This is a genomic window from Stenotrophomonas sp. Steno-Z1 (assembly GCF_056393175.1).
Window position 1 is genome coordinate 676268 of record NZ_JBWJPB010000001.1, and the last position, 18998, is coordinate 695265.

General features: G+C 68.4%; 17 protein-coding genes. 7 read left to right on the forward strand and 10 right to left on the reverse strand.

Features of this window, described 5'->3' with window-relative positions:
* Positions 1–38: 38 nt before the first annotated feature.
* The 4 genes from AC06FD_RS02850 to AC06FD_RS02865 form a co-directional block, all read right to left on the reverse strand.
* Entirely contained in the window at positions 39–809 is a 771-nt protein-coding gene (locus AC06FD_RS02850; protein ID WP_478076929.1) for a transporter, read from the reverse strand.
* A gap of 75 nt (positions 810–884) precedes the next feature.
* Positions 885–1310 carry a hypothetical protein gene (locus AC06FD_RS02855; RefSeq protein ID WP_478076930.1) on the reverse strand — a complete coding sequence of 142 codons (426 nt, stop codon included), beginning with the start codon at positions 1308–1310 and terminating at the stop codon, positions 885–887.
* A gap of 41 nt (positions 1311–1351) precedes the next feature.
* Positions 1352–1591 (reverse strand): hypothetical protein, encoded by a 240-nt coding sequence (locus AC06FD_RS02860; protein ID WP_478076931.1) that lies wholly within the window; start codon positions 1589–1591, stop codon positions 1352–1354.
* A 1-nt stretch (position 1592) separates the two neighbouring features.
* On the reverse strand, positions 1593–2429 hold the full coding sequence (locus tag AC06FD_RS02865) for a MipA/OmpV family protein (RefSeq protein ID WP_449335403.1): 837 nt from the start codon (positions 2427–2429) through the stop codon (positions 1593–1595).
* A 119-nt stretch (positions 2430–2548) separates the two neighbouring features.
* Here AC06FD_RS02865 and AC06FD_RS02870 point away from each other — a divergent pair, with 119 nt between their 5' ends.
* Together AC06FD_RS02870 and AC06FD_RS02875 are read left to right on the forward strand one after the other, a co-directional pair.
* A complete protein-coding gene (locus tag AC06FD_RS02870) occupies positions 2549–3223 on the forward strand; it encodes a response regulator transcription factor (protein WP_259205093.1) in 675 nt (224 codons plus the stop codon).
* The gene (locus AC06FD_RS02875) at positions 3220–4575 is read left to right on the forward strand and encodes a sensor histidine kinase (protein ID WP_394162412.1); all 1356 of its coding nucleotides are present in this window, start codon (positions 3220–3222) and stop codon (positions 4573–4575) included. Before AC06FD_RS02870 ends, AC06FD_RS02875 begins: the two co-directional genes overlap by 4 nt.
* A 51-nt stretch (positions 4576–4626) precedes the next feature.
* On the opposite strand, the gene AC06FD_RS02880 is transcribed toward AC06FD_RS02875, so the two are convergent.
* Entirely contained in the window at positions 4627–4908 is a 282-nt protein-coding gene (locus AC06FD_RS02880) for a peptidase (protein WP_478076932.1), read from the reverse strand.
* Positions 4909–5033: 125 nt separating this feature from the next.
* On the opposite strand from AC06FD_RS02880, the gene AC06FD_RS02885 reads away from it, so the two are divergent.
* On the forward strand, positions 5034–6098 hold the full coding sequence (locus AC06FD_RS02885; RefSeq protein WP_478076933.1) for a linear amide C-N hydrolase: 1065 nt from the start codon (positions 5034–5036) through the stop codon (positions 6096–6098).
* A 323-nt stretch (positions 6099–6421) separates the two neighbouring features.
* Here the strand turns inward: AC06FD_RS02885 and AC06FD_RS02890 are convergent, their stop codons facing one another.
* Complete coding sequence (locus AC06FD_RS02890; RefSeq protein WP_259205081.1) at positions 6422–6859, reverse strand: MarR family winged helix-turn-helix transcriptional regulator; 438 nt, start codon at positions 6857–6859, stop codon at positions 6422–6424.
* A 78-nt stretch (positions 6860–6937) separates the two neighbouring features.
* On the opposite strand from AC06FD_RS02890, the gene AC06FD_RS02895 reads away from it, so the two are divergent.
* From AC06FD_RS02895 to AC06FD_RS02905, 3 genes are all read left to right on the forward strand, one after another.
* Positions 6938–8041 (forward strand): FAD-dependent oxidoreductase, encoded by a 1104-nt coding sequence (locus tag AC06FD_RS02895; protein ID WP_478076934.1) that lies wholly within the window; start codon positions 6938–6940, stop codon positions 8039–8041.
* A gap of 184 nt (positions 8042–8225) precedes the next feature.
* A complete protein-coding gene (locus AC06FD_RS02900; protein WP_259205071.1) occupies positions 8226–8768 on the forward strand; it encodes a DUF3011 domain-containing protein in 543 nt (180 codons plus the stop codon).
* Positions 8769–8941: 173 nt separating this feature from the next.
* Positions 8942–9145 carry a hypothetical protein gene (locus tag AC06FD_RS02905; RefSeq protein WP_259205065.1) on the forward strand — a complete coding sequence of 68 codons (204 nt, stop codon included), beginning with the start codon at positions 8942–8944 and terminating at the stop codon, positions 9143–9145.
* Between the two features lie 102 nt (positions 9146–9247).
* On the opposite strand, the gene dxs is transcribed toward AC06FD_RS02905, so the two are convergent.
* The 4 genes from dxs to AC06FD_RS02925 form a co-directional block, all read right to left on the reverse strand.
* Complete coding sequence (gene dxs, locus AC06FD_RS02910) at positions 9248–11158, reverse strand: 1-deoxy-D-xylulose-5-phosphate synthase (RefSeq protein ID WP_394162420.1); 1911 nt, start codon at positions 11156–11158, stop codon at positions 9248–9250.
* A gap of 114 nt (positions 11159–11272) precedes the next feature.
* Complete coding sequence (locus AC06FD_RS02915) at positions 11273–11932, reverse strand: HNH endonuclease (protein WP_478076935.1); 660 nt, start codon at positions 11930–11932, stop codon at positions 11273–11275.
* Between the two features lie 281 nt (positions 11933–12213).
* A complete protein-coding gene (locus AC06FD_RS02920; RefSeq protein ID WP_478076936.1) occupies positions 12214–14007 on the reverse strand; it encodes an acyl-CoA dehydrogenase C-terminal domain-containing protein in 1794 nt (597 codons plus the stop codon).
* Between the two features lie 44 nt (positions 14008–14051).
* The gene (locus AC06FD_RS02925; protein ID WP_259205050.1) at positions 14052–14540 is read right to left on the reverse strand and encodes an LEA/WHy family protein; all 489 of its coding nucleotides are present in this window, start codon (positions 14538–14540) and stop codon (positions 14052–14054) included.
* A gap of 1097 nt (positions 14541–15637) precedes the next feature.
* Here AC06FD_RS02925 and AC06FD_RS02930 point away from each other — a divergent pair.
* On the forward strand, positions 15638–18997 hold the full coding sequence (locus tag AC06FD_RS02930; protein ID WP_478076937.1) for a TonB-dependent receptor: 3360 nt from the start codon (positions 15638–15640) through the stop codon (positions 18995–18997).
* The last annotated feature ends 1 nt before the right edge of the window (position 18998 follow it).

The window sequence follows — 18998 nt, forward strand, 5'->3', positions numbered from 1 at the left end:
CGACGAAGGCCTGCGCAGCGATGCGCAGGCCTTCTGCGTTACTGGAAGAAGAACGACACGCCCAGCCCGGCCTGCAGGTCGGGGCTGTCGTGGTCCAGGCCCACATCGAAGGAGGCGTCCAGTTGCACCGTGCGCGCCACCATCCAGGTGAGGCCGGCGCCGGCGATGGCGGTAGACGGCTCGCCGTCGGTATGCGTGAACCCGGCTTCGATGTAACTACTGACGCGGTCGCTCAGTGCCACGCTCAGGCTCGGCGACCAGGTGAAGCTGTCCTCGCCCGCGCCACGGGTGGCATTGGCATACAGCGCGCCGCTCCAGCGGTCGTCAAAGGTGTACTCGTAGCTGGCGCCGAGGGCGTATTGGGTGCCGCCTTCGCTGAAATCGCGGGCGCCGGTGGCGAAACTGCTGCTGGCGAGCAGCGCGAAGGCGTGCCTGTCGGAGGACGAAGGCAGCGCGATCTTCAGCGCCAGGCCGCTGTCGCCGGCACCGTTGATGCTGCGCGAGCGGGCGCCGCGCGGGTCCACCTGAAGGTGGTTCCAGGGCGTGCTGAACACCTGCAGTTCCGCGTGCTCGGCCACGCCGATGCGCAGGTTGAGGTCACTGCTGTACTGGGTGGAACGGGTGCCGTCCTCATCGCGGTCGCGCTCCACGCTGGGCAGGCCCCACTCCAGCGCCACGCTGCCGCGCGGCAGCGTGCTGGGCGAGAAGCCGATGCCGGGGCGGTCGAAGGCGGGGGTCTCCTCGCCGCCGTCCTGCGCCAGGGCAGGTGAGGCGAGCAGCAGCAGGGCCAGGGTGGTGGTCAGGCGCATCGTACGATCTCCGGTAAGCGCGGCAGCTTGGTAGAGCGCGCGCCAAGGGATCGTGAGGGTGGTGACCGAACGCGCTCAGGCGTCTGGCCGGGTCAGGGTCAGCAGTCCATCGAGCAGGCGGTTGGCGCGTGGCCGGCCATCGGCATCGATCGGGTCGGCCAGCGACTGCAGCCAGAAGCCGTGCGCGGCGCGGCGCGCGGCGGTCAGGCGATGGTCGCTGCCTTCGCCGGGATGCTGCAGCAGGCGGCCCTGGATCCAGTGCTTGAGGGCCTGGGCGATCTCGGGATCGGGACGCCCGCGCGGCGCGCCGGGCCCCGCATCGTTGCGGGCCAGGCAGGCGCGGAAGATCGCGGTGACGTAGGCGCGCGAGAAGCGCCCGTGGATGACCGGGTCCGCTGCGATCAATGCCTCCACGGCGTGATCGAAATCGACGAGGGCCTGGGCGAGCAGCGGATCGCCGCTGCTGTCCTGGGTGCTCATCATCGGGAAGGGTCGGCTCATGCGGGCTCCGTCGGGTGGGGCGAAAATACGGACCGGCGCAGCTAGTGCAACGCCGGCGGCGCGGCCTGTGGCAGCCGTGGCGCGGTGTCGCCGGGCTGCAGCAGGAGGTCGTTGAGCAGCGCGATCACCCGCTCGCCTTCGCCGTTGCAGGCCAGCTCGAAGGTGGTCTGCATGCCCAGCGAGGGCAGCGGGGTGTGCAGGATCCAGTCGAGCACCGCCGTCCGGTTCGGCTCGATGCGCAGGGCCATTTCGGCGACGCGGCGTACGATTCCCTGGCGCATGTCAGAACCCGTAGCTGAGCGAGAGCGCGGCCGCGTCCATGTGGTCGCCACGCGTCATCGGGCTGTCCTTGATCGCGTCGGACAGGACGGAGCGACGCAGCGAGGCCGTCGCGGTCCAGTGCGTGCCCAGCGGCATCACTGCGGTCAGGTCGATGTACGGCGAGACGCCACTGCCGGCACGATAGCGGGCCAGGCCGCTGCGGCGCGCTTCGGCGTCGCTGATGCCGAAGTAGTAGTCGTTGAGGGCGCTGCCGGCATAGTTCACGCCGATCCCGGGCATCAGAGTGACCCGGCCGGTGGGCAACGGATAGGCGTACTTGGCGTCTGCGGCGATGCCACCGCCGTGGCCGCTGACCTCGGCCTGCACGTTGGCCTGCACCAGGCCCCACGATGCGTTGTGGCGCAGCGCCACGCCGGCCATCGCGGAGAAGCCGCGGTTGGACAGCTGGCGCAGTTGCAGGTCGTCGCTGTCCTTGCGCTTGAAGCGCATCATGTACGGCGAGGCCATCAGCGAGACTTCGGTCTGTTCGGTGTCGAACACCTTGTAGCCGATGCTGCCACCGCGCAGGTGGAACCTGCGGCCTTCGTAGCTGATGATCGGCGCCGCGACGGTGTCGGTCCCGTAACCGGCATACGGCGATTTCAACGCCACCACGGCCACGCCGAGGCTGCTGCGCGGCTTGGCGCCCGGCGCCTGGGCCATGGCGCTGCCCGCGGCCAGCCAGGCCACGGTCATCAGCGCGAGCGCGAGCAGATAGGGGCCGATGGCCCGCGGGGCGCCGTCGTTGGCGTTGGGGCGGCAGTGGCCTGCCTGGGGGGAGTCTTCCTTGGAACGCACGCGCGTGTACCTGCAACAGTGGGAATGCCAGACAGGCAGGGTGCCGGGGCTACATTGTCGGAACGTTGCGCCGGGCCGCGCGGTACCATCGGCAGCCGTCGACCCTGTCCCCCACGCCCATGCGCATCCTGCTGCTCGAAGACGATCCGGAACTGGCCAATGCCATCCAGGCCAGCCTGGGCCGGCACGGCATGGTGGTGGACGTGGTGGCCAGCATGGCCCAGGCCGGCGAAGCGCTCAAAGCCGGCGTGCACCAGATCCTGCTGCTGGACCGGCAGTTGCCCGATGGCGACGGCGCCAACTTCGTGCGCGTGGCGCGCAGCCTGGTGCCCAACCTGCCGGTGATCATGCTCACCGCGCGCGATTCGGTGGCCGACCGGGTGGTCGGCCTGGACGTGGGCGCCGACGACTACCTGACCAAACCTTTCGCGGTGGAAGAGTTGCTGGCGCGGATCCGCGCGATCTCGCGGCGGCCCTCGCAGATCGCGTTGCCGGTGCTGCTGCTGGGCCGCCTGCAGTTCGATTTCGTCGCACGCGAGGCGACGGTCAATGGCGTGCTGCTGGCGTTGCCGCGCCGGCAGTTGCTGGTGCTCGAAGCGCTGGCGGTACGGCAAGGCCGCACGGTGGCGCGCGCGGCGCTGCTGGAAGCGGTGTACGGTTTCGACGATGCGATCCAGTCCAATGCGCTGGACGCGCACGTGTCCAAGCTGCGCAAGGCGCTGGCCGAGGCGGATGCGCAGGTGGAAATCCACGTCATGCGCGGCATCGGCTACCTGTTGAAGGAGGTGGCATGAAATTCCTCAAGCCCGGGTCGCTGTCCTTCAGCCTTGCCTGGAAGATCATCCTCATCCAGGTGACCATGGTGGCGATGGGGCTGGTCGGCATGGTGCTGATGTATGGCGACAGCGGCGCGGGCTACATCGACTGGAAGATGAGCGAGTCGATCGCCAAGTCGATCCGTGTCGACGGCGATGCGCTGCAGGTGGACTGGGCCGCGCTGGACCGCGCCGCGCAGGACCGACCGGCCACGTTCTGGTTTGCCGCCAGTGACGAGGACGGCCGCCAGCTCACCCACGGCACCGTGCCGGAGGTCTTCCGCCCGCTGGTGGCGCAGCTGCAGTACCTGGAGCCCACCGACATCCGCACGCGCACGCGCGCGGCCGAGCTGGCGATGCGGATCTGGGTCAACGACACGCCGGAGGGACGCGTGCACGTGATGATCGGCGGCATGCCGCATCGCGGGTTGTGGCGGCAGATGCTGGTGGTGATCGGTTACCTCGGTGGCTGGATCACCGTGCCGCTGATCGTGATCACGCTGGTGGTGGCACCGTGGGCGATCCACCGCTCGCTGCGCGGGGTCAACCGTGTGGCCGCGCAGGCGGCGGCGATCCAGATCAACGAGCGTGGCGGCGGCCTGGATACGCACGCGGTGCCGGCGGAGATCTTCCCGCTGGTGGATGCCTTCAATGCCGCCGTGCGGCGCATCGGCGAAAGCTACGACGCGCAGGACCGCTTCCTGGTGGGGGCGGCGCACGAGCTGCGCATGCCGATCGCGATCCTGGCCACGCGCATCGACGACCTGCCGCCGGGGCCGGCACGCTCGCGGCTGCAACGCGACCTGAGCCGACTCAGCAACATCGCCGAGCAGTTGTTGGACCTGCAGCGGCTGGATCACCATCGCAGCCACTCCCAGCGCGTGGACCTGGCCGCGCTCACCCGCGAAGTGGCCGGTGACGTGGCACCGCTCGTGCTCGACGCCGGCTATGCCTTCTCGGTGGATGCACCGGAGGAGCCGGTGTGGGTGCGGGGCGATCCGCATGCGCTGCATCGGGTGGTGGCCAGTCTGTTGCAGAACGCGATCGCCCACGGAGGCGACCGCGGCATGATCGCGGTGGCGCTGCAGCCCGATGGCGTGCTGGCGGTGACCGATGAAGGCTCCGGCGTGCCCGAGCAGGAGCGCCAGGCCATCTTCGAACCGTTCCATCGGTTGCGGCCCAGCGGCAGTGGCAGTGGCCTGGGGTTGTACCTGGCGCGCGAGATCATGCTGCGCCACGGCGGCAGCATTGCGGCAGAAAGCGCAGCCGGCGGCGGCGCGCGCTTCGTGGTGGCATTGGCGGTCGATCGCGGTGCTGCGACGCCGGGCTGAGGCCTGCCCGACTGCGATACGCCCGCACCCGCGGCACCCGCGCGGGGGCGATCAGCGCGACGCGCCCGGGCCATCGTGGCGCGCTGGCGCCGCCGTGCAGTACGCATCGAAGGCGGCCGCGCTGTTGTCGATCTGGCGGGCTTTGGCGAGTTCCCAGGGCCGCTCGCATTGCGCGGTACGCGCGCACCAGCGGTAGCCGGCCGAACCAATGCAGCCGTGGGGGTCACGGTCTGCGCCGGGCATCGGCGGGGCGGGGGAGGGCCCTGCAGCGCCGGGGTGGCTGCAGGCGGTGAGCAGGCTGACCAACAGTACGACGGGAAGGGATCGCCACATGGCCGGAGCTCCTTGTGCAGGTCCGGCCAGCGTAGCGCGTGCAGGGGCGCTGCCGGTTCACTGCCTCATCACCGGGGATGGGCTGTGATCGGGCGCATCACCCCCGCCCTGCCCGGAGACCGCTGATGACGTCTTTCGCGTACGTGCGTCTGTCGCTGCTGGCGCTGGCCCTGTCCGCCGCCACCGCGGTCGCTCCGGCCGCGGCCTGCACCCGCGTGGTCTACCTGGGCGACCACCAGGATGTGATCACCGCGCGGTCGATGGACTGGAAGAGCGACATTGCCACCCATCTGTGGGTGCTGCCGCGCGGCATCGCGCGCACTGGCCAGGCCGGTCGCCATTCCATCCGCTGGACCGCCCGCTACGGCAGCGTGGTCGCCAGCGCGTACGACGTCGCCACCACCGACGGCCTCAACGAGGCCGGGCTGTCGGCCAACCTGCTGTGGCTGGTGGAGTCCGGGTATCCCGCGGCGCGCGGGCGCAAGCCGGGCCTGGCGATCTCGCTGTGGGCGCAGTACATGCTCGACAACTTCGCCACCGTGGCAGAGGCCGTGGCGGCGCTGCAGCGCGAGCCCTACGCGCTGGTGACCGACAGGGTGCCCGGCGAGGCGCGGCTGGCCACCCTGCATCTGTCGCTGTCCGATGCCAGCGGCGACAGCGCCATCATCGAGTACATCGACGGCAAGCAGGTCATCCACCATGACCGCGCCTACCAGGTGATGACCAACTCGCCGGTGTTCGAGCAGCAGTTGGCGCTCAATGCGTACTGGCAGCAGATCGGTGGCACGGTGATGCTGCCTGGCACCAACCGATCGGCCGATCGGTTCGCGCGCGCAACGTTCTACGTCAACGCCATTCCCAAGTCCGAGGACCCGGTGGTGGCGCTGGCCAGTGTGTTCAGCGTGATCCGCAACGTGTCGGTGCCTTACGGCATCACCACCGAAGGCGAGCCCAACATCTCGTCCACGCGGTGGCGCACGGTGGCCGACCACAAGCGAAAGCTGTATTTCTTCGAGTCCGCGCTCACCCCCAACACCTTCTGGGTGGATCTGAACAAGGCCGACTTCAGCGTCGGCGCGCCGGTGCGCAAGCTCGACCTGGGCACCGACCAGCGCAACGTATTCGCCGGTGATGCACTGGCCCGGTTCCAACCCGCGGTCCCATTCGTCTTCCTCGGCACCGGCGACTGACGCCGTAGATTCAGACCAATCCGATATCCCGGCTGCTGTGCCGCCCGTATCGTGCTGCACGTGCGCTTCTTTCCGCACGGATGCGCGCCGCAGGAGCGATCAGCATGGTGATCAGAGTGCAATGCAAGGACCGCCGCTGGCAGGTCATCCACCCGTTGCGTGCCGCCCCGATCGGCTTTGCCAGCGGCGCGGTGGCGTTCGATTTCGCCGACGCGCTGGCCCGTGCGCACCACGACCAGACCGGGCAGGTCAGTGCGGTACGCGTGGAGGCGCTGGGCGCGTTCGTCGATGCGGTGCGTTACGGCGCGGCCGCCGCGACGGACTTACGCGTCGCGGTCGAGGTTGCCACTGAGCCGCTGCAGGAAGCTTGCCAGCAGCATGGTTTCATCGACACTGAAGCCGGCCAGCATGCGGGTGTTGCCGTCGTTGAGGATCTCGCGCGCCTGCGGTAACCGCTGCAGCGCCAGCGGAGTGAGCTCGATGCGCTGCGCGCGCGGGTGGTGGGGATCGGGAAAGCGCTGGATCAGGTGATCGCGCTCCAGCCGTGCCAGGGTCTGCGCCATCGAGGGTTGTTCCACCCGCAGCAGGCGGGCCAGCTCGGCCTGGGTCGCCGCCTTGCCTTGGCGCAGGGCCTCCAGCACCGGCAGGCTGGCCATGCCCAGGCCCAACGGGCGCAGCTCGGTTTCGGCCATCCGGCTCAACTCGCGGGCCACGCGCTTGATCAGGAAAGACGGGACGTTCCTGGGATCGGGACGCTCCATGCGCTCGCTCCGGTCTGTTGACATAGGCGCCTATGATATAGAGCATAGGGTCCTATGTTGAAGCCCTGGAGGCGGTCGATGTCCCCGTTCCCCCGTATTGCCATCGTCGGTGCCGGCCCGGCCGGCCTGCTGTTGGCCTGCCGCCTGCACCAGGCCGGCAGGCCGTTCACCCTCTACGAAGCCGACGGCGCCGCCGATGCGCGCAGCCAGGGCGGCATGCTCGACCTGCATGTGGACACCGGCCAGGCCGCGCTGCGCAGTGCCGGCCTGTTCGAGCGTTTCCAGCAGTGGGCGCGCTACGAAGACCAAGGCATGCGCCTGTTCGATGCCGACGGCCGGCTGCTGCTGGAAGACGACGGCCAGGCCGGCGACCGCCCGGAGATCGACCGCGGCCACCTGCGCGACCTGCTGCTGGCGGCGCTGCCGGCCAACACCGTGCGGTGGGGCCACGCGCTGCAGCAGGCTGCGTTCGAGGGCGAGCAGGTCGAGCTGCGGTTCGGCAACGGCCACGTCCAGCGGCATGACCTGGTGGTCGGCGCCGACGGTGCCTGGTCGAGGCTGCGCCCGCTGCTCACCGGGGTGCGTCCGCTGCATGCGGGTATCACGCTGTACGAGCTCTCGCTGCCGGATGTCGACCGGGCCCATCCGCAGTTGGCGGCGCTGGTCGGGCACGGCACGTTGATCGCCAAACGCGGACAGACCACGTTGTTCGCCCAACGCAATGCCGGGGCCCACGTGCGCGTTTACGCCTCGCTGCCGCAGGTGCTGGGCGAGGGCGACCTGGCGCCCCTGTTGTCGCGCGAGGACCTGCTGGAGCAGTTCGCCGATTGGCATCCCGACCTGCGCCGCCTGATTGCCGAAGCCGGCGACGCCGTGCGGCCGTGGCCGATCCACATGCTGCCGGTGGGCCATCAGTGGACGCATCGCCGGTCGCTCACGCTGGTGGGCGATGCCGCGCACCTGATGCCGCCGGCAGGCGAAGGCGCCAACCTGGCCCTGCGCGACGCGGCCGACCTGGCCGACGCCGTGTGCAGCGAGGCGTGGGAGGTGGCCGTGCCGGCCCATGAGAAGGTGATGATGGCGCGGGCGGCGGTGGCTGCGGCGAGCGCGCAGCGCCTGCTGGTGGCCAGCTCGCCGACGCATCTGCTGGAGGTGCTGGGCGGTGACCCGGCCACGGCCTGACGCGCATCCCGCGGTGGGGCTCGGGCGTGTGACGCGCCCCGGCATGGCCCAGTCAGCCAGGCGTCGGTTACCTAAATAGGGGATGAAATCAGCGACTTTCGGCCTATGTCGCGTCCCCTCGCTTTGCCACATCCTGTGTCCCACCACCACACACGGTTCAGAGGCAGGCATGAGGAGCAACGGGATGAAGCACGGAAAGCGCACGTGGATGTGGGCATTGCTGCCCTCGATGCTGCTGTTGGGCGGCGCGGTGCAGGCGCAGTCGTACGGCGGCTACAGCGATGGCCCGGTACGTTGCGAATCGATCAAGGGCCGCACCCAGCAGTGCGCACTGGATGGCCGTGCCCGGCTGGTCCGGCAGATCTCCGGTACGCCCTGCGTGGAAGGGCAGACCTGGGGCCAGGCCCGCAACGGCGTCTGGGTCACCCAGGGCTGCCGTGCCGAGTTCATCGCCGAAGGCCGCGGCCGGGGCGGCGGCTGGGGCAACAACCACGGCGGTAACAACCATGGCGGCAACAACGGGGGCAATTGGGGCGGGCGTGGCGAGCTGCTGACCTGCGACTCGAACAACCGCCGCCGTCAGCGTTGCACGGCCAACGTGCGCAACGAGGCGCGGCTGATTCGCCAGACCTCGGGCACCGCCTGCGTGGAAGGCAGCACCTGGGGCTGGGACCGCACCGGGATATGGGTCGACGGCGGCTGCCGCGGCGAGTTCATGGTCAACTGATCGACCGGGCCGCTGCCGTGCGTAGATTCAGAAAAATCTGATACAGCGCACAGTTTTGATGGAGTACTGTCCGGGGCGGGAAGCCCCGGCTTCCCTGCCGACAGGGGCCGCCGCGCTGCAATGGCGCGGCCTGGCCGCCTCCGGTATGCCGCCTCATGGAGAGAGAGCATCGCATGCTGATCCGCCTGCAACTGGAGCACCGCCTGTGGCGTGTGCTGCACCCGGATAGACTGGAATCCTTCCGCTTCCACGACAGCGCCAAGGCGTTCGATTTCGCCGATGCGCTGGCACGCCTGCACCACACCGAAACCGGCCACCGCAGCTCGGTGCGGGTGGAAGCCAGCGGCGCGTACGTGGAGGCGGTGCGCTACGGTTGAGGCCCGCGCGGCGGCACACGCGCGGACACCAGAGCGGCCGCGTCGAGACGACGCGGCCGCTTGCCGTGTGGCCCCTACGGACCGTGGGCCGACGGCCCTGGATCAGCCTGCGGCGCTGAGCGGGTGGCCGTTGCCGGCCAGCTGCGGCCAGCGCTTGAGCACCGCCGCACGGATGCCGGCGGCATCGATGCCGGCTTCGGCCAGCAGGTCTTCGCGGCTGGCGTGGTGCTGGAAGCTGTCGGGCAGGCCCAGGTGCAGGATCGACTTGAGCACGTCCTCGGCATTGAACAGCTCGGCTACGCCGGAGCCGGCGCCGCCGGCCACCACGTTGTCTTCGATGGTGACGAAGCCGTCGTGGGTGCGGGCCAGTTCCAGCAGCAGGGCACGATCCAGCGGCTTGATGAAACGCATGTTGACCACGCTCAGGCCCAGTTCGCGGCCCACCGCTTCGGCGGCCGGCACGGTGCTGCCGAAGGCCAGCAGGGCCACGCGGCTGCCCTGCACGCGCAGGTCGGCCTTGCCGATTTCCAGCGTGGACAGATCGGTGCCGGCCGCCACGCCGGTGCCGCTGCCACGCGGGTAGCGCACCGCCGCCGGGCCGGTGTAGGCCAGGCCGGTGCTGAGCATCTGCCTGCATTCGGCTTCATCGGCCGGCGCCATCACCACCATATGCGGCACGCAGCGCAGGAAGCTCAGGTCGAGGTTGCCCGCATGGGTGGCGCCATCGGGGCCGACCACGCCGGCACGATCGATCGCGAACAGCACGTCCAGTTCCTGCACGGCCACGTCATGCACCAGCTGGTCATAGGCGCGCTGCAGGAAGGTGGAGTAGATCGCCACCACCGGCTTGGCGCCCTGGGTGGCCATGCCCGCGGCGAGCGTCACCGCATGCTGCTCGGCAATGGCCACGTCGAAGTACCGGTCCGGGTACTCCTTGCTGAAACGCACCAGGCCCGAGCCTTCGCGCATCGCCGGGGTAATGCCCAGCAGCTTCGGCTCGGCCGCGGCGGCATCGCACAGCCAGTCGCTGAACACATCGGTGTAGGTCGGCTTCTTGGCGCCGCCCTTGGAGACCAGGCCCTTGTCCGGGTCGAACGGGCCCACCGCGTGGTAACCGATCTGGTCACCCTCGGCACGCTCGTAGCCCTTGCCCTTGGTGGTCATCACGTGCAGCAGCTTCAGGCCCTTCAGGCCCTTGAGCGTCTTCAGCGTGGCCACCAGCGCCGGGATGTCGTGGCCATCGATCGGGCCGGTGTAGTGGAAGCCCATTTCCTCGAAGAACGTGGAGGGCACGAACATGCCCTTCCAGTGCTCTTCCCAGCGCTTGACGAAGCGCGCGGTGGGGTTGTTCTTCTTGTCGCCGAGGATCTTCTTGCCGCCTTCGCGCAGCGCGTTGAGCGTGCGGCTGCCGGTGGCGCGGCCGAGCATCTTGGTCAGCCCGCCGACGGCCTCGGAGATGGACATGTTGTTGTCGTTGAGGATCACCAGCAGGTTCGGCTCGTTGTCCATGCCACCGGCATGGTTGAGCGCCTCGTAGGCCATGCCGGCGGTCATCGCGCCGTCGCCGATCACCGCCACGACCTTGCGGTCGTCACCGGCGGCCTGGCGCGCGATGGCCATGCCGAGTGCCGCCGAGATCGAGGTCGAGGAGTGGCCGACGCCAAAGGTGTCGAACTCGCTTTCCTCGCGCTTGGGGAACGGCGCCACGCCGTCCTTCTGCTTGACCGTGTGGATCGCATCGCGACGGCCGGTGAGTATCTTGTGCGGGTAGGTCTGGTGGCCCACGTCCCAGACCAGCTGGTCGATCGGGGTCTGGTAGAGATAGTGCAGTGCCACGGTCAGTTCGATCACGCCCAGCCCGGCGCCGAAGTGGCCGCCACTCTTGCCGACCGACTCGATCAGGTAGGCACGCAGTTCATCCGCGATGGCGGGAAGGTCGGACTCGTCGAACCTGCGCAGGTCATCCGGTGACTGGATGCGCGACAGGCGGGGATAGCGGGCGGAATCGATCATGTTTATCGCGCTTCTTCTGAGCGCCTATTTTCCCCCCCAAACTCGGGTGGGGCAAGCAAACCGCCTTTGCAGTGAGCAAACGGTGAGCGCGCCTGCGACAGTCGGTCGCAGGGCTCAGCCGGCCAGCTTGGAACGTTTGGGCAGTTGCGCCTTCAGGAACGCCATCTGGTCGGCCAGGATGTTGCGGTTGGAGAGGATCATGTGTTCGATCCAGCTGGGGCGGTACGGCACCGCCAGCAGGGGCATGCCCGCCTGCTGCGGGGTACGGTCGCTCTTGCGCGAATTGCAGTGGAAGCAGGCGCTGACCACGTTCTCCCAGACATCCCGGCCGCCCTTGGAGATCGGCATGACGTGGTCGCGGGTCAGCTGCGGGCGGTGGAACTGCTGGCCGCAGTACAGGCACAGGTGCGCGTCGCGGGCGAACAGCGCCTGGTTTGACAGGCTCGGGGTCGGATCGAGCGCGCGCGAGCGGGCGTGGCCGCGCGCGGCGATGATCGGGTGCAGGTCCATGCCGCTGCGCAGCCCGGTCAGTCGGCTGGTGCCGCCGTGGATGTGCAGGCACGGGTCGCCCAGGGTCCAGGCGACGGCATCACGGGCGTAGAGGCAGGCAGCGTCCTGCCAGTTGATCCAGTCCAGCACGCGGCCATGCGCGTCCAGGGACAGCAGGCGCACGCTGCCGGGACGATGCAGGGGGGCGAGGGGCGATACTTCGTCGACCGGGGCGGACGAGGCTCCGGTATCGATCAGACCTAGGCGTGTAGTGTCTGTCTCCATCGGGAAAACAGCTTATACCCGAATCGTTACGAATTGGGTATAGGCGCTTGCGTGCCTGTACCCAATTGGTAACGATTCGGGAGGCATTCCACCTAAACCCCGCGCCCTTGGCGCGCCCCCTTTAACAAAAAGGGGGCTTTTCTCCAGATGGGGTGTCGGTGGTGCCGACCAGCGGTCGGCACCTGCCGGAGTGAAGGTGGTCGCGGTATTCAGTGACCGTTGGTCGGTGGATCGGATTGCCCAATGGCCACCGACCGTGGGTCGGTGGGCCGGTGCGGTGCTCAGGCTTCGCCGAAATGCGCGTCTTCCATGGCCATCAGCGGGGCGGCGCCAGACTGGATCGCGGCGGCGTGGCTGAGGGTGCGCGGGAGGACGCGGGCGAAGTAGAAGCGGGCGGTTTCGCGCTTGGCCTGCTTGAACGCCTCGCTCTGCGCGGAGGCCTCGGCGGCGGCGACGCTGCGGGCCCACCAGTACGCCAGCACCACATAACCCGAATAGAACAGGTAATCGAAGCTGGCCGCGCCGAGTTCGTCCGGGTTGCCGGCCGCGCGCTGCAGGGTGGCCAGGGTCAGCGTGCCCCATTCGTCGGCCTTGGCACGCAGCGGGGCGATGAACTCGGCGAGCGCTTCATTGCCTTCGTTGGCCTGGGCGAAGGCCTCGATCTCGGCCAGCATCAGCTTCAGCCCGGCGCCCTGGCTGGAGGCGGTCTTGCGCCCGATCAGGTCCAGCGCCTGGATGCCGGTGGTGCCTTCGTACAGCGTGGTGATGCGGGCATCGCGGGCCAGCTGTTCCATGCCGTGCTCGCGGATGTAGCCGTGGCCGCCGAAGCACTGCAGGGCGTTGTACGTGTTTTCGATGCCCCATTCGGTCTGGCAGGCCTTGGAGATCGGGGTGAGGAAGCTGACCAGGGTATCGGCGCGCTCGCGCTCGCCGACGTCCTCGGCGTGGTGGGCGACATCGACCAGGGTGGCCGCGTGCAGGGCGAGCAGGCGGCTGCCTTCGACCAGCGACTTGATGGTGAGCAGCATGCGGCGCACGTCCGGGTGGACCAGGATCGGGTCGGCCGGCTTGTCCGGGTTCTTCGGGCCGCTGAGCGAACGCGACTGCAGGCGTTCACGGGCGTACTTGAGGGCGTTCTGGTAGGCACGCTCGGACAGGCCGATGCCTTGCAGTCCGACACCCAGGCGCGCGGTGTTCATCATGGTGAACATGGCCTGCAGGCCCTTGTGCGGCTGGCCGACGAGGTAGCCTTCGGCGCCATCGAAGTTCATCACGCAGGTGACCGAGCCCTTGATGCCCATCTTGTGTTCGATCGAACCGCAGCGCAGCGCATTGCGTTCGCCGACCTTGCCGTCACGGTCGACCTTGAACTTGGGGGTGACGAACAGCGAGATGCCCTTGGCGCCGGCGGGGGCGTCGGGCAGCTTGGCCAGGACCAGGTGCACGATGTTGTCGGTGAGGTCGTGCTCGCCGGCGGTGATGAAGATCTTGGTGCCGGTGATGGCATAGCTGCCGTCGGCGTTCGGTTCGGCCTTGGTCTTGAGCAGGCCGAGGTCGGTGCCGCAGTGCGGTTCGGTCAGGCACATGGTGCCGGTCCAGCGGCCCTCGATCAGCGGCTTGAGGAAGGCGTCCTGCTGCCAGGCTTCGCCGTGCTGCTTGAGCGCTTCGATGGCGCCATGGGAGAGCAGGGGGAAGTTGCCCCAGGCCAGGTTGGCGGCGTTGATCATTTCGTTGAGCGGCACGCCGAGGGTGTGCGGCAGGCCCTGGCCGCCGAGTTCGGGCGCGGCGGTAAGGCCGGTCCAGCCGCCCTCGACGAACTGGGCGTAAGCCTGCTTGAAGCCGGGCGGGGTGGTCACTTCGCCCGTCGCCTGGTCAAGCGCGCAGCCGATTTCGTCGCCGACGCTGTTGAGCGGGGCGAGCACGGTGGCGCTGAAGCGGCCGGCTTCGTCGAGGACGGCATCGACGACGTCGGTGGTGGCATCGGCAAAGCCGAGGCGGGCGAACAGGGGTTCGACCTTGAGCACGTCATGCAGGGCGAAACGGATATCGGAAAGCGGTGCGGTGTAGCTGCTCATCGTCAGGTCTCGATCAGGTGCAAAGGGGGCCGGGGAAGCGGGGGTCAGCGCAGCACGCCGGGCAGGCCGGGGGCCTGGTTGAGGGTGCTGCGGCTGTCGACGTCGAAGCTGCGTTGTTTCTTTTCCTGCGGGGTGGCGCTGACCGTGCCCTTGAGCGCGTACGCGAGGGTGCGATTGCCGGCGAGGGCATCGGCGACGACCAGGCGGGCGCCGGAGGCGGGCTGGAGCTGGAGGGTGATGACGTCGGCGGAGACGCCGCCGATAGAGAGGGCGGGTCGGGTGGCCAGGGTGCCGGCGGTTTCGTCGCCGACGGTGAGGGTGAGGTTGACGTCATCGAAGTGCATGGGCATGGAGCTGAAATTCTGCAGGCGCAGGGCGACGTCCCATCCGCCGTCGGCGCGGACGGTGAGCTGCTGGACGCTGGCGGCCGGGGGCGAGACGCGCTTGACGACGCCGCTGTTGCAGGCGGCAAGGGCGATGGCGGTGGTGGCGGCCAAGGCGATCATCAGGGCGGTACGGAAGCGGTGGTGCATGGGCGCAATCCTCGTGCGGGTGCTGCGTGGGCCAAAGCATACTACGGCGTATGGTGGTTTTGATGGCTTTGGGTGGGTGGGGGGGTTGAGGGTAGTGGGTGTGGGGTGGGTTTTGTTTTTTTCGACGGTGGGGCGGGTGCGACGGCAACGGCGACGGCGACGGCGACGGCAGGGCAACGGCAACCGCAACCGCAACCGCAACGGCAACCGCAACGGCAACCGCAACGGCACAGAGCCAAGGCGGGTTCCGGATCGGTGGGAGGGGGAGGGGGTGGGTGAGTTGGCGGGACACGCCGCAAGTACGTCCGTGTAGGCTCGTTTTGCGCCATCCATGGCGCAAAACCGGTCCCGCCAACTCACCCACCCCCTCCCCACACACATGGCGGGTGCGCATGGGAAGGCGACGGCATTGGGGTGGGGGAGGGAGGGGATGGTGGAGAGCAGGGGACGGGGGAGTGCAGGGAAAGCAGGACAGAGGGGAAGGCAGGACAGAGGGGAAGGCAGGACAGAGGGGAAGGCAGGACAGAGGGGAAGGCAGGACAGAGGGGAAGGCAGGACAGAGGGGAAGGCAGGACAGAGGGAAAGGCAGGGAAGGGGGAAAGGCAGGGAGGGGGGAAGGCAGGGAGGGGGAGAGGCAGGGAGGGGGAGGGAGGGGCAGGGGGACAGGAGGGGCTGGGAGGCTGGGTAGTGCCGAGCCATGCTCGGCAGCTCCAACCGCCAAACGTGTTGCGCGTCCGCGCGCTGAAATGAACCGCCGGCGCTCACCGTTGCGGACCGACCCACTGTCGAGGGGCGGGGCGTAGGGGAGTGCGGGACCGGTTTTGCGCCATGGATGGAGCAGAACGAGCCTGCAGGGACGTACGTGCGGCGTGCCCCGGATTCCCCTGCGCGCCGCCCCACGCCAGAACCGCCCAGCCAAGCGCTTCCAGCGCTTCAGCTGTTCGGCTTCACCGCAAAAAGAAAGAAGCCCGTAAAGTCGACCCAAGGGAACAACGAACATCCACGGCCGATGGCGGAACACGCGCGCCGGTGCATCTGGATTGTTCAGGGGGGTACGAAACATCGCCGCTCATGTTCACTTTCACGGGGAAGTATCCATGCGTTCGTACAAGTTGCAGCCGTTGGCCCGCGCCATCCGCGGAGGCCTGATGGTGTCGGTGCTGGGCATGGTCATGCCCGCGCTGGCCCAGCAGGCCAGTTTCGATATCGCCGGGGGGCGTATCGAGGAAGCATTGCCGGAATTCGCCCGCCAGGCCGGAATCCAGATCATCAGCCCCGCCGTCGGCGATCGCGAGAACGCCGTGGCCGTCGCCGCCCTCAAGGGCCAGATGGACGCCCGCCAGGCACTGGGACAACTGCTGGCCGGGACCGGGCTCAGTGTCGCCTCCGATGATGGCCGTACCATTACACTGCGCGCCGATCGGCCCTTGCTGGCCGCCCTCGGCAGCAGCGGACTGCTGGCCACGCAAGCCGCCGCACCGGTCGCCGTGGCCGACACCCAGGCCCCGCAGCCGGCCCGCGACGCGCCGGTCACCCTCGACTCGGTCACCGTCGTTGGTACCCAGATCAAGGGTGCCAAGAGCGCGGCGTTGCTGCCGGTCGCCACCCTGCAGGCCGAACAGATCGAAGCCACCGGCGCCGTCTCCGGCGACGAGTTGTACCGCTCCATCCCGCAGATGGGCGATGTCTCCTTCAGTGGCACCAACGGCGGCAACAGCTCCAACTATGCGCGCGGCGACATCGCCTCGGTCAACCTGCGCGGGCTCGGCGTCGGCAACACCCTGCTGCTGATCAACGGCCGCCGCACCGTGGTCCACCCCACCAGCCAGGCCGATGGCAACCTCGTCCCCGTGCTGACCTACAACGCCAACACCATCCCCGTTGCCAACCTGCGCCGGGTGGAAGTGCTGCTCGACGGCGCTGCGGCGATCTACGGCACCGACGCGGTGGCCGGCGTGGTCAACAACGTCCTGCGCGACGATGTCGACGGCGGCACCATCAGCGTGCAGCGCGGCATCGGCGAGGGCACGAATCTGCGCGACCTCGGCATCAATGGCCTGGTTGGCAGGAACTCCGAGGACCTGCGCAGCAACATCACGCTGGCCTTCAACTACTACTCCACCACCGGCCTGAACTCGCTGGACCAGGACTGGACCCGCAGTGCCGACCGCGCGCCGGATTTCGTGGGCACCGCGTTCGAGGGATTGAGCGGCACCGACAACCGCAACAGCAACAGCCCGTGGGGTAACTTCACCGCGATCGGTCCGCGCGTGCGCCAGGGCACTACCTTCCTGACCACCGCCGCCGGCGCGTTCCACGTGCAGCCCGGCACCAATGAAGGCTGCAACGCCAGCCTCGGCCAGGGCCTGTGCGTTCAGTCCGGCAGCAAGGCCACCGCCGGTGCCGACCGCAACCTGCTGGACAACCAGCAGGCGCAGTTCCCGCTGTCGATCACGCCCGACGTGCGCCGGGTGAACCTGTTCCTGACCGGCAAGCATGATTTCGACAACGGCATCACCGCCTTCGGCGAAGCCGGTTGGTATCAGTCGGAGGCGCGCAGCCTGCAGTCGGGCGTCAACACCATCGCCGCGCTGCCGATGACCGTGGCCGCCAGCAACTACTGGAATCCCTTCGGTGCCACCCGCCTTCCCGATGGCAGCGTCAATCCGAACCGGCTGGCCAACCTCAACGTCGCCGCGGGCGGCATTCCGGTCAGCATCAGCAGCTACCGCTTCGAACGTCCCACCCAGATCGAGGTGAAAAACACCCAGTTGCGTGCCCTGGGCGGCCTGCGCGGTTTCCACTTCGGCTTCGACTGGGAAACGGCGGCGCTGTATTCCAGGGCCAAGGTGGTGGACACCCAGGATGCGGTCAGCATGACCCTGTTCCAGCAGGCGCTGGCGGATTCCACCTCGGCGGCCTACAACCCGTTCTGCGGTGGCTGCAACGACTACGGCAAGCTCGACCGCTTCTTCTACAAGGCCACCCGCAAGAGCGAGACCGAGCTGTATCTGTGGGACATCAAGGCCTCGCGCCCGGACCTGTTCCGGACCTGGGCCGGCGATGTCGGCATGGCCACCGGGCTGGAAGTGCGCCGGGAAACCCAGCGCGACGACCGCGATGCCCGCGTGGACGGCACCCTCACCTACACCGACAGCATCACCGGTATCGCCTATCCCAGCGACATGTACGGTGTCAGCCCGACCCCGGACACCGAAGGGTCGCGCACCGTCGCCGGCCTGTTCGCCGAGTTCTCGGTGCCGCTGGTGTCGCGTGAGATGGGCATCCCGCTGGTGCGCGCGCTGGACCTGCAGGTGGCCGGCCGCGCCGAGCACTACAGCGATTTCGGCAACGTCACCAAGCCGAAGCTGGCCCTGGGCTGGACCGTCGTCGACGGGCTCACCCTGCGCGCGTCGTGGGCCAAGGGCTTCCGTGCGCCCAACCTGGAACAGGTCAACGCCACGGTGGTGAGCCGCTCCAACACGCGCACCGATTACATCCAGTGCGAAGCGGACGTGCGCTCCGGTGCGCTGGCCTCGATCAATGCCTGCGGCACCACCTACCGCTCGTCCACCACGGCGCGGCGCTCCGGCAACCCGGACCTCAAGCCGGAAACCTCCACCAATACCAGCGCCGGCATCGTGTTCCAGCCGCAGTTCATTCCGGACGACTTCGGCCGCTTCACCTTCGCGGTGGATTACTACAAGTACGCGCAGGAAGGCATCATCGGCCTGTTCGGCGAAGGCAATGGCCTGATCCTGGACTACCTGCTGCGCCAGCAGGGCAGCAGCAATGCCAACGTGGTGCGTGCCGCGCCGACCGCCGATGACATCGCCCGCTTCGCCGGCACCGGGCTGGACCCGGCCGGCAAGGTGCTTTATGTCACCGACCAGTACGTCAACATGCAGCCGCAGACCGTGCGCGGGGTCGATTACAGCCTGGCCTGGAGTTCGCCGGAGACCGGCATCGGCCGCGTCGACATCGGCATCAACGGTACGCGCCTGATCGAGTTCTATCGCGATCGTTCGCCGGCGTTGCAGGCGCTGGAAGATGCAAAGGCCACCGGCCTGGTCGATCCCTCGATCGCCATCACCGGCGGCGGCGACCTGATCGGTGACGGTGGCAATCCCAAGTGGAAATGGAGCGGCAACCTCACCTGGCGCTACCAGAACGTCACCGTCGGCGCGAGCGCGCGCTACGCCAGCAGCTACCATGAAACCAGCCTGACCCTGGCCGATGGCACGCCGTGGACGGTGAAATCGCAGACCCTGGCCAACGCCTTCGTCAAGTACGACTTCAACCGCGAAGGGATGTTCAACGGGGTATCGATCAAGCTGGGGGCCAACAACCTCGCCGACAAGCGACCGCCGGTGTCCGATGACAGCTACGGGTATTCCTCGGCGGTGTACCAGGCCTATCCGCGTTATTGGTATGCGAGCGTGACCAAGGCGTTCTGAT

Coding starts and splice junctions, on each gene's coding strand:
- AC06FD_RS02850 (WP_478076929.1), bottom strand. CDS start 809: ATGCGCCTGACCACCACCCTGGCCCTGCTGCTGCTCGCCTCACCTGCC.
- AC06FD_RS02855 (WP_478076930.1), bottom strand. CDS start 1,310: ATGAGCCGACCCTTCCCGATGATGAGCACCCAGGACAGCAGCGGCGAT.
- AC06FD_RS02860 (WP_478076931.1), bottom strand. CDS start 1,591: ATGCGCCAGGGAATCGTACGCCGCGTCGCCGAAATGGCCCTGCGCATC.
- AC06FD_RS02870 (WP_259205093.1), top strand. CDS start 2,549: ATGCGCATCCTGCTGCTCGAAGACGATCCGGAACTGGCCAATGCCATC.
- AC06FD_RS02875 (WP_394162412.1), top strand. CDS start 3,220: ATGAAATTCCTCAAGCCCGGGTCGCTGTCCTTCAGCCTTGCCTGGAAG.
- AC06FD_RS02880 (WP_478076932.1), bottom strand. CDS start 4,908: ATGTGGCGATCCCTTCCCGTCGTACTGTTGGTCAGCCTGCTCACCGCC.
- AC06FD_RS02885 (WP_478076933.1), top strand. CDS start 5,034: ATGACGTCTTTCGCGTACGTGCGTCTGTCGCTGCTGGCGCTGGCCCTG.
- AC06FD_RS02890 (WP_259205081.1), bottom strand. CDS start 6,859: ATGGAGCGTCCCGATCCCAGGAACGTCCCGTCTTTCCTGATCAAGCGC.
- AC06FD_RS02895 (WP_478076934.1), top strand. CDS start 6,938: ATGTCCCCGTTCCCCCGTATTGCCATCGTCGGTGCCGGCCCGGCCGGC.
- AC06FD_RS02900 (WP_259205071.1), top strand. CDS start 8,226: ATGAAGCACGGAAAGCGCACGTGGATGTGGGCATTGCTGCCCTCGATG.
- AC06FD_RS02905 (WP_259205065.1), top strand. CDS start 8,942: ATGCTGATCCGCCTGCAACTGGAGCACCGCCTGTGGCGTGTGCTGCAC.
- dxs (WP_394162420.1), bottom strand. CDS start 11,158: ATGATCGATTCCGCCCGCTATCCCCGCCTGTCGCGCATCCAGTCACCG.
- AC06FD_RS02915 (WP_478076935.1), bottom strand. CDS start 11,932: ATGGAGACAGACACTACACGCCTAGGTCTGATCGATACCGGAGCCTCG.
- AC06FD_RS02920 (WP_478076936.1), bottom strand. CDS start 14,007: ATGAGCAGCTACACCGCACCGCTTTCCGATATCCGTTTCGCCCTGCAT.
- AC06FD_RS02925 (WP_259205050.1), bottom strand. CDS start 14,540: ATGCACCACCGCTTCCGTACCGCCCTGATGATCGCCTTGGCCGCCACC.
- AC06FD_RS02930 (WP_478076937.1), top strand. CDS start 15,638: ATGCGTTCGTACAAGTTGCAGCCGTTGGCCCGCGCCATCCGCGGAGGC.